This window comes from Paenibacillus sp. MT86, assembly GCF_058792535.1.
The window spans coordinates 1,483,998-1,494,413 of record NZ_CM179499.1 but is presented as its reverse complement, the minus strand read 5'-3'; the positions used below and the strand labels follow the sequence as shown (position 1 = coordinate 1,494,413).

Annotated in this window: 5 protein-coding genes; 1 reads left to right on the top strand and 4 read right to left on the bottom strand. The window is 53.5% G+C overall.

Annotated elements, in window-relative coordinates; all coding sequences use genetic code 11:
- Window positions 1–311: 311 nt before the first annotated feature.
- The 4 genes from AC3RCL_RS06395 to AC3RCL_RS06380 form a co-directional block, all read right to left on the bottom strand.
- Window positions 312–1,307, bottom strand: a complete 996-nt coding sequence (locus AC3RCL_RS06395; RefSeq protein WP_492534943.1) for a Gfo/Idh/MocA family protein — start codon at window positions 1,305–1,307, stop codon at window positions 312–314.
- 37 nt (window positions 1,308–1,344) lie between these two features.
- Complete coding sequence (locus tag AC3RCL_RS06390) at window positions 1,345–1,671, bottom strand: antibiotic biosynthesis monooxygenase family protein (protein ID WP_096775216.1); 327 nt, start codon at window positions 1,669–1,671, stop codon at window positions 1,345–1,347.
- Between the two features lie 163 nt (window positions 1,672–1,834).
- Entirely contained in the window at window positions 1,835–7,909 is a 6,075-nt protein-coding gene (locus AC3RCL_RS06385; protein ID WP_492534941.1) for a phosphodiester glycosidase family protein, read from the bottom strand.
- A gap of 479 nt (window positions 7,910–8,388) precedes the next feature.
- Entirely contained in the window at window positions 8,389–9,429 is a 1,041-nt protein-coding gene (locus AC3RCL_RS06380) for a CapA family protein (RefSeq protein ID WP_213580452.1), read from the bottom strand.
- Window positions 9,430–9,931: 502 nt separating this feature from the next.
- Between AC3RCL_RS06380 and chrS the strand changes: the two genes are divergently transcribed.
- Window positions 9,932–10,414, top strand: a complete 483-nt coding sequence (gene chrS / locus AC3RCL_RS06375; RefSeq protein ID WP_213580451.1) for a chromate efflux transcriptional regulator ChrS — start codon at window positions 9,932–9,934, stop codon at window positions 10,412–10,414.
- The last annotated feature ends 2 nt before the right edge of the window (window positions 10,415–10,416 follow it).

The window sequence follows — 10,416 nt, the reverse complement described above, 5'->3', positions numbered from 1 at the left end:
TATGAGTGCTTGCTATCCGAACCGAAGCCCGATTTCCAGCGAAATCGCTGCCGCTCACCTCCGATCATGCGACTGAAGTAGATGACGTCATGCTGTTGTACCTGTGTTCATCTCTATCACTATCATATTGAAATTTTATTTCAAATTTCAATAGTTTTTGTAAAATATAATTTTAAATCTCCGGCAGGAATTTTAGTCCGCATGACGTACAATGACCAAAAAAAGCCAATACGAGGCAAAGCCCGTATTGGCTGCTTCAAACCATTCTTTTATTTCGTATACTCAAGAAGCCCGATCATAAGCGTCACGGCTTAACCTTCCGAAGGATACTTCAATCCCCACTGCCCCCGGATCCGATCCAGCAGCCTCATAATCGCAAGCGATTCGTCCAGCGTCATCACATCGCTCTCGAGCCGCCCTTCCAGCAGGCAGCGTCCCACTTCGTAAGCCTCGAAGCTATATCCCTTCTCTTGTCGGTCATCCGTCACAACCACCGGTTCCTCGCCATCGACATGAAGCGCAGCGGATGTCGCGTTCAAGAAGGACGGAATGTGGATATGCCCGTTGGTGCCATAAATATAAGCTTCATTCGTCAATCCCAGCCGGATCGCCCCGTTTAACGATGCCGTCTTGCCTGATTCATAGGATAGAATAACGGAGAACTGCTCATCTACGCCCGTCTCGCCGATATGCGCCGTGCTCCAAATCTTCTCGGGCTCGGCTCCAAAGATCATGGCCGCAAACGACACCGGATAAATGCCCGCATCCAGCAGCGCGCCCCCGCCGAGCTCCAAATTCAGCAAACGGCCCTGCGGATTCCAGCCGCTCCGGAAACCGAAATCGGCCTTCACCAGCCGGACGTCGCCGATAAGACCGTCCTTCAGCCATTCGCGCACCTGCCGGATCGGCGGAAGGAAACGCGTCCACATGGCCTCCATCAGGAACAGCTTATGCTCCCGTGCTGCTGCGACTAACTCCTCCAGCTCATCCCCGTTGATCGTAAAGGGCTTTTCGCACAGAACGGATTTGCCTGCTTGGAGACACATCAGCGCATGGTCCCTGTGCATCGGATGCGGAGTCGCTATGTACACAACGTCGACATCCGGATCCGACACGAGCTCCTCGTAGCTGCCATACGCCCGCGGTATATCGTATTTCGACGCAAACTCGCCTGCACTGCTGGCCGTACGGGAACCGACCGCCAGAAACTGAGCGTTGTCCACATATGCCAAATCGGCTGCAAACTGCTCCGCAATCCATCCCGTCCCCATAATTCCCCATTTGACCTTGCCCGGATTCTGCACCATAAAACTCCTCCTCTTCCTCTCTATGATCTGGCCTTGCCTAAAGCTTATAGAAGCTGTCCCGCTCCACCTTGCAAATTCGCAAGCCAAAGCTTTCATACCACTCGTTCTTGCCCCGTTCCTGGGCTACCTGATGAGCCGCGTTCTCCTTCCATAAACGTATGGACTCCAGGGAGTCCCAATACGAAACCGTGATCCCGAGACCCTCGTCCCGAGCGGATTCCACCCCGAGATAGCCGGGCTGCTGCGCAGCGAGCTCCGCCATTTTATCGGACATCGCTCCGTAACCCCGGTCGCCCTCCGTTCGTTTGGACACAAAAATGCAGGCATAATAAGGCGGCTTCGGCGTATTCGCGTATTCCGTCATCCTCTTCCCCCTTTCCGGTTACTCAATAGGTGTAACTTCGGCTGACGTTCGTTCATTGACCTTGTATATCATTATATCGGAACTTCCGCCATACTTTAACCTAAAAAAAGCCTCTCTCCTCTGCGAAGTTCTACAGTGGAGAGAGGCGATATTCGCCTAAGCTTTACTTCAGCTTATTCAACAGATTATGGATGACCTGCGCGCTTTCCGCACGCGTGGTCAAACCTTCCGGTGCAAAACGGCTCGGCGCATGGCCCTGAACAAATCCGAGGGCATGCGCGGTTTCTACCGCTTCGCGAACCCAGTCCGGAGACTCGGCGAGATCGGCAAATCCGCTTCCCGCGCTGATGTTCTCCTGCTGTTGTTTCATCGCGTGGGCATAAGCGCGCACCAGCATCGCCGCCATTTCTTGGCGTTTGATCGGGGCGTCCGGTGCAAAACGGTCTTTGGCCGTTCCGTTCACGATGCCGGACTGGGCGGCCGCCGACACGGCCTCGGCGTACCATTTGCCTGAAGCTACATCGGCGAACGGCGCAGGTCCTTCTGCCTTAAGATCCAGCAGACGAACCAGCATCGCGGCAAACTCGGCCCGGGTCACCTGCTGCGCCGGTGCGAAGCGGTCCGCGCTGACGCCTTCGATGAGCTGCTTCGCAGCCAAATCTCCGATCACCTCCGCTGCCCAGAACGAGGATGGCACATCCGCAAAGGTTTTCTCGTAATCCAGCAAACCGTAAGCACTGAAATGGCGGATTCCCGCGGCCATGCGGCCGTCTTTGTTTACACCGCCTATATACTCCAGCTCTCCGCTGCCGGATACATAGTACATGGAAATTCTTTTGCCATGAGCATCTGAAGATACCGGCAGTTCCAGCATGATCGGATGATCGAATTCGGTTAAGCCGTGGACTTTGCCGTCCGCTGTCGTCAGTTTAAGCTCGAACTCCAGCATGGCTCCGGCTGCTGTCAGCTTAGCGCCGGAGACGCGGGCAGCTTGCGCGATCCGCTGCTTCATCTCGGCCTCCGTTAATGTGGCGGCACTCAGTTTTATCGTGCCCTTCTCAAGCTGGCCGGCATCTGCAAGGCCGCCAAGCTGGCGAAGCACTTCGGCCGGGATCGTTAGGGACAAATTCTTCCCTTCAAGATGGATCGAACCATCCTTGAGGATGTCTGCTGCATTCCCTGGCAGCGTGATATCCGTAAAGTTTCCATCTACCGACAAGGTCACTTGCCCGTTCGACAGTTTAGCTGCAAGCTCGTTGGCGGATAAGGTGATGCTGCCTGATGACGGCTGTGTCACGGGAGGCGTAACCGGTGGCGTTACCGGCGGCTGCACGGGCGGGTCTACCGGCGGCTCCGGTCCCGGATCGGGATTCCCTCCACCACGGGTGATCACCTTCAAATCATATTCCGACTTAAACCCTTCATAGGTTGCCGAAATAACGGTTGCCCCTTCTGCCAAAGCCCGCACCGAGCCCTGTTCATCAATGGAAGCTACGTCCGGCTTACTGCTCGCATAGGTGATGCCTTCGATTAAACGGATACGGCTGCCGTCGGTATATACCGCCTCGGTTACCGTCTTATCGGTATCCCCGACCTTCAGCTCGGATTTGCCGCTTAAGAGGATCGATTCGATGCTGCCGTTCGGGATTCGGTCTACCGTAATACTCACGTCTGTATAAACGTCCGGTGCCGCCGTGCTGGTCGCTCTGACGACGGCATTGCCCAGCCCTTGAGCCGTCACGATGCCGTCTGCGGATAGGCTGATGACGTCATCCGACGGTTCGGAATGGTAGACGGACCATACAACGGTTTGTTCAGCCCTGCGTGGTTTCACTTGAGCCAGCAACTTTTGGCTCTCGCCTACAGCTAGCGTCAGCTGGTTTGGAGTTACTTCAATCCGCTGCGGCTCCGGCTTCGTATCCGATTTCGCCAACGTAAACTCGTCTACGACGCGTCCGCTAACCGTTTTGGTTACGTAATAAAGCTCGTCTCCCTCCACTTCGATAGAAGCATACATCTGTGTTGGTTCATCGTCGACCACCTCATGCCAGCCCCGCTCCGTGTGGGAGTAGAATTTAGGACCTGACGATCCCGCCACGACGTAGGTCGTGCCCTTCCCGTCCGCGGCGATCTGGTTGTTCATCATCGGGTAGGAACGAATATAAATATGATCATGTCCGTTTAACACGAGATCCACGCCGAATTCCTCAAGCACCGGCGCCCACAGGCTGCGTACCTCGGCGGAATCGTAGATGCTGCCGTATGGACCGCGGTGGAACATCGCGATGGTCCAATCCTTGTCATTGCTAGCCAGATCCTGCTGGAGCCACTTCTTCTGCTCCTCCAGCTGATACTCGCTGTTCAGCATAATGAAATGAACGTCCTTGTAATCAAAAGAGAAGTTCGTTCCCTTCAGGCTGTCCAAGCCATTGCCCGGCTGGTTAAAGTGAGCCAGGAAGTCTCCGTTTTCCTTCGTCCCCATCACTTCATGGTTGCCGATGGCCGACACTAACGTCGTATTCAGGAAATGCTTCTGGGCTTCGTCGAACCAATAGTTCCACTGCTCCTCCAGGAAGCCCTTGTCCACCATATCCCCGGCATGGACCATGAATTCGGCGTCCGGATGCTCGGCTGCCGCCTTGTCGATCGTATTCCCCCACAGCTCGAACTCTTTGGCGGTGGATGCCTGGGAATCCGCAAAGTATAAGAATTTCGTTGTATCTCCCGCAGGCTCTGTCGTTTTAAACGAGCCTTGTACACTGTAATGGCCTTGGCCGTCACCGACACGGTACACATACTCTGTCCCTGGGTCAAGACCGGCCGCCGTCGCTTTATGGACGCGGACCGTCCCGAGATCCAAGGTATGGTACAGCTCGCTGGCACCATTGAACTTCTGGACGTTCGGCGCATCGAAATCCGTGAATTCGGATTGCTTCGCTAGTTCCACGACGGTCCCCTCCGTCGCCGGGTCCGTGTGCCAGTTCAACATCCGCGACGTGGCCGGATCTTCTCCCATGCCCACGCTGATGTTGAAAGGAGTAGGGCTTCCGGCCAGTGGCGAAACCTTGAACTCCAATGCCGGACTGTATTGATTGCCTTTGACGGCCTGCACGGTATACGTCTTGACCTGGGACGTCAGCGCCCCGGTCTTCAGGATACCCGCTGCATCCGTTGTTCCCACCGCTGCCGAGTCTGCCAAGATCTGTACGCCTTCCACAGGCTGCCCTTGGGCATCGGCAACTTCGAACACCGTTTCGTATCCCTCTACGATTCCTTCCTCATTCCAGCTCAGCGCATAATGCGTTGCGATCTGCGATTCGATCGGAAGACCATAGAACGAAAATTCGGTATTGCCCGTATCGGTGAAGGATACCGCCCCGGAAGTGAGCGCTATGATGCTGCTGCCGGTTGCGTTCTTTTTCACGTCATACCGGATTTGGCCGATCCAATCCGTATCCTGCAGGGATGCGGTATGGATGTCCTTCCAGGTCACTCTTACCTTTCCTGTTGTACCGTCGATGCTTGCGCTAACCTGGGATGCACTCAGCTTGTCCCCCGGTATGAGCTCCAAATTCTCTACTTTGGTGGGATCGAATTGGAAATCGACATGGCCGCTGCGGATTTGGGATGTCTTCACACCGCCGATATCCAGCGTATAACTGCCGCCAACATAGATCGTATCCGGCGTATCGTACACCACCTTGGCTGCACCGGTATTTACGGTGAAGTTCCATTCCTCGGTCGTTTGGTTGCCCGACAGATCACGGACGGTGACTTTGGCTTGATGAACGCCATCGGCGAGCGGGACGCTCGGCGTGTAATGGATTCTTCCTTCCGGCGGATACAGGGTATGCTGCACCAGACTGCCATCCAGATAGAATCGGATTTTGTCCGGATCGATCAGCGTCGTTCCCGGATGTGCGACCGGATCATAGCCGGCATCCTCGGCATACACGGTAATGGTCGGCGTGTTCTCTGTAATCTCCGCACCGTCGGCCGGGGAGAATTTCTTCAGAACCGGCGGGTCGATATCGTCGTTGGCAGGACCGTACAATGCCCGAATTTCGTCCACGTAGATGGCACCGGCGTCTTTTTTCGCGGCCTGTGTTTCCATATATCGAACCGGCATGTCCATCACCAGCGGAAGGGTTCTTCCTTTGGGCACGGACGCTTCGAGATACTTCCATCCCTTGAAATCGACGCCGACCGTCTGATCGGTGAAATTGAGCGGGATCGCACCCTTGCTGTCACGAATTTGGGCACGGAGCCAGTGCGCGTTGCCGTCTCCGTATACCCACATGCTGATTTTCTCCGGATAGCCCGGAATTTCGATATTGTCCGCGGTGCCGTTCGTCTGCAGATAAGCACCGGAGGTACCGGTCATTCCGGTAAAATCGTACTCCAGCTTCAAGGCGCCATTCCCGGAACGAATATAGGTCTCGTCGGTTTCAATGGATACCTGGGTCGACTTGAACTGCGCACCGGCGCTTGGTTTATAACGGCTGAGGCCGTTCTCGAAATCCTCGAGCATCACCGGCGGAAGACCGACGTTCACTTCGATTGAGGTCTCGATTTGACCGTACTTCACGAAGATTTTGCCGCTGACGTCCTGCTTGTCCGTAGCGGTAAACGTTCCGTTGCCGTCAATCGTCCCGATATCGCCTTCGGTACGCCACTCCAAACGGCTATTGTCGGCCTGTACCACTTGACCGTTGCGAAGCGCCGTGACCTTGAGCGTCTCGGTCGAGCCGGAGGAGAAGGTCTTCACGGCGTCGGAGAACTTGAGCTCAGTCAGCTCATCGACGACTTCCAATGCGGCTTTCCCTGTCAGATTACCGGATTGTACGGATACCTCGGTCAATCCAGGTTGGTTGCCTGCCGTAAACGTCCCGCTGGCGTCGATCGTCCCATAGGCTGGGTCAACGCCCCAAACCGCGGCCTCCGTCATTTTCGCCGGATGCAGATTCTGGTCCACGGCCGCCGTTTTGAAGGTAGCGGATGAACCGGTCAGCACTCTTTCCAGCGTCGGTGCAACGACAAGTTTATCCGCCGCTCCTTCAGGCGCTTTGTTCACCAGCAAAATGCCGTTGGCCGTTTTGCGTTCCCCGCCGTCAGAAGGCGAGTTGAGCACCTTGCGCTCCGTTTCTCCCGGCAGGCGGGCAACGAAGGTAGCTGAACCGCCTCCGTCCAGATTCAGTGCGTTAACCACGCCAAGCTCCTGCAGCATTTCGCCAAGCTCGATGTAGTTAAGCCCTTCACTGAACCCCGGCTGGCGGCCATCAACCTCGAACAGCACGACGGAGCCGTCCGCTTTGGTTCCCACCACCGTTCTGGGGTGTACAGCCGGATCGGTATGCTGCTGCACGACCCCATCCTTGACCAGCATCACGGTACCGCCAATCGCCATCGTGACGTCCTGCCACTCGTTATCCAGCTGAAAACCCGCCGTCACTTCATCCCCTGCCTTCAGCCCGGCAAGCTTGCTCCGCTGCGAGCCCGATGCGGACAAAACCACTTGACCTTGGCCGATCGGCGAATTTCCCTGATCCTTAACAACCGAGACCACCTTCATCGTCAAGGTCTCTCCGCTGGCGGCCCTGCCGCTCACAATATCCAGAATCACTTCGTCTCCCAAATTATTGGTCATCGTGGTGGCATTGAATTTTTCGGTATAAAGCACAAGTGCGTCCGTCCCTCTTAGACGGTTGATAGAGGACAGGCTGCTGACCGTTCCGCCTATCGTCACGTTTTTCGTTAATTTCGGACTGCCGTAGAGGCTCGTTCCGTCCTGTTTAATGCCAAAGGCGTTCCGGCCGCTGGGCGGATCCGTCAACAGCTCTCCGTCCCCCATGAACAATCCGAGCGGAATTCCGGTGGACATATCGTAGAAATCTCCGTTCACCGCCGCGATGACGCGATTGCCTGCCTTATCGGCATCCGACGCCATTTTGCTGACTCCCTGCATGCCGTATACCTTGCCATCGGTGAGACCCGGCTGAAGCTCCAGATTTCCTTGCGATGGATCAAATTCCACCATATGGACCTTCTGCTCGCCGCTGCCTTTTTGCATATTCGCCCACGTGTATGTAGCCCCCGGGCCGATCTCCATCTGCCGCATATCAATGACCGATGCAGCGGCGGCTGCTGTGCCGGCAGCAGCTTGTCCTGCGGGAAACAGCAGCGATAGAAACATCACACCGCTGAGCAGCGATGATATTCTCTTTTTGCTCCTTAACATGTACATGAATTCCTCCTTCTCTATGCTTGGACTCTGGTTCCTCTCGGTTGTAAGTCCGCTCATGAACGTAAGACCTACTCGGGAGTATAGCGCTCGCTTGTTAATTCCACCTCCAATCTGTGTTAAGACGAGGTTAACTCTGCCGGTATCGGCTTTACATTCAGTCATTAGCTGGAAGGGCTGCAAAAAAGTATGCTGCCGATTCGTATTTACCGCTTCCGACGAACGAAATTAACCCGTCTTCTTCCCTTCATCATATTGAAATTTTATTTTAAAATACAATACATTTTGTAAAATTTTATTTTATTTTTTCGGCAGGAATTTCCGGATGGGCGGCGTAAGCGCAGCTTTTGTCGAATGCGGGGAATGAAAACATACGCCTCGTCGCCAGTTTCCGACTTATTTTTACGGTGAGCCTCCAAAAGCGCACAAAAAAAACAACCGCAGCTAACAGCCGCAGTTGTTTTCAAGCTTCCCTATTATTTTTTGCTGACATTGCCGTTGGCATCAATTTTTGCATTGTAGGAGAGTTTGTTCAGTTTCGCGATGATCTCTTTATTATACTTCTTGTCCATCAGATTCGGCTGGCCCTGAAGTATCTTCACCGGCGTAATCCGGCTGGTGATCTTGGAGCCCTGAATCTCAACATGCACCATCATCGACAGCAGGGTTTTGTCCCCGCCCCGGGTGGAGCGGTTGAACACGAAGTTGCCGAGCGAATAATAAATCGGCTTGTTCTTGTAATATTCGATGCCCATCAACGTATGGCTGTGCGATCCGATAATGATGTCGGCCCCGGCGTCAATCATCTTCTTGGCCATCGTGCGCGCATATTCTTCCGGATAGTCGGCGAATTCCTGGTTCCAATGGATGTATACGATCGTATAATCGTTGGTTTTGGCCGATTTTTTGATATGGGTCAGCATCGGCTCCATCGTGTAGGCGGAGGCAGCACCCGGGTGGTTCTTGCCCGCAATCCAGGAATTGTCCGACAGCACCCGGCTGACGCCCAGCACCGCGACTTTCTTCCCGTTAATGTTCTGCACGTAAGGCTTGAAGGCCTCGTCTATATTTCGCCCGGCACCCGTATACCCGATCTTCTGGCGTTTCAGATGCGTGATCGTGTCCAGCATGGCCTGCTGGCCATAGTCCAGGATGTGGTTGTTCGCCAGCGTGACGCCGTCGATTCCCGCGTATACCAGGCCCTTGAGCGTGTCCGGCTTCGAACGGAAAGCAAAGGTTTTATCCGCAGCCTTGCCGCGAATGGAAACCGGCGTCTCCAGGTTGGCAAACGCCATATCCGCCTTTTTCAAGATGGGGGCTACCTTCTTAAAAGGATATAGGTTACCGAATCTATCAATCTGGTTTCCCACGTATCCGTCTAATAGAATGTCACCTGCAAAAACAAGATTTATCGGTTTGTCCTTCGACTTGGCTTGAGTGGTTGTGCCCGCCGCCGAGACGATGCTCGCCGGGATCAGCATAACGATAACCAGAATGAGGCAAAATAATTTCTTCATATCCATGCCGCCTTTCCAAATGAAAATCCTGAGAAGCTAGTTATTTACCTCGTTTATCCTATCATAAATTGATATAAAAGGGGAATTATATAAAATGAACCATTTAATAGAATTGTGAAATGGATTCTAACCAGTAGCCCTTTCAGCACTACGCATGCGGATTATTCTTCCGATCCCTGTTGCCCCCCAGATTATTTTCCAACGGATTACAAGTGGTGAAAATCCATGGTCAAAGGGGACCGCTTCGCTTCTCCGGAATCATTCCGCCTTCTCCATTGAGGCATGTCAACATCCAAATCATTCAAATCTATCTTTTTCTATCCATAGTCTTAGACTTGAAATGCGGAGAAAAAGTTTCAAATTATGCAAATCATATTGAAAACAATGTAAAGAACTTATATATTTAAACGTATCGTAAGTGTAACTTTAATTTTAATTACGTTTTGTAATATCCACACGCGGTTAGTCTTACATATAATTAAAACTAAAGGAGCTGCATTCCATGAATATTCACGCTGCCGGCGAGAACTCATCTCCCCTGATTGATGATACGGACCGTAAAATCATTGCGATTCTCGGAAAAAACGGACGAATCTCGTACACGGATTTGGCTAAGGAGATCGGTTTGTCCCGCGTGGCCGCGCAGGCCAGGGTCAATGCCCTGATCGATGACGGCGTCATTGAGCGCTTCGCGGCCGTCATTAATCCGGAGAAAGTGGGGATTTCGGTGTCCGCTTTTTTCAATGTGGAGGTTGAGCCCAAATATTTGCAGCAGGTGGCGGACACTCTCGAGAACGAGCCATATGTGACCAGCCTGTATCATATGACCGGTCCCAGCAAACTGCATATGCACGGCTTGTTTGCCGATCATAAGGAAATGGAAATGTTTCTAAACGAGAAGCTTTACCCGCTTCCGGGCATAACCAGCGTGGACACGCAGATCTTAATCAAGCGCTATAAAAGCCGAATGGGCATCAGGCTCTGATT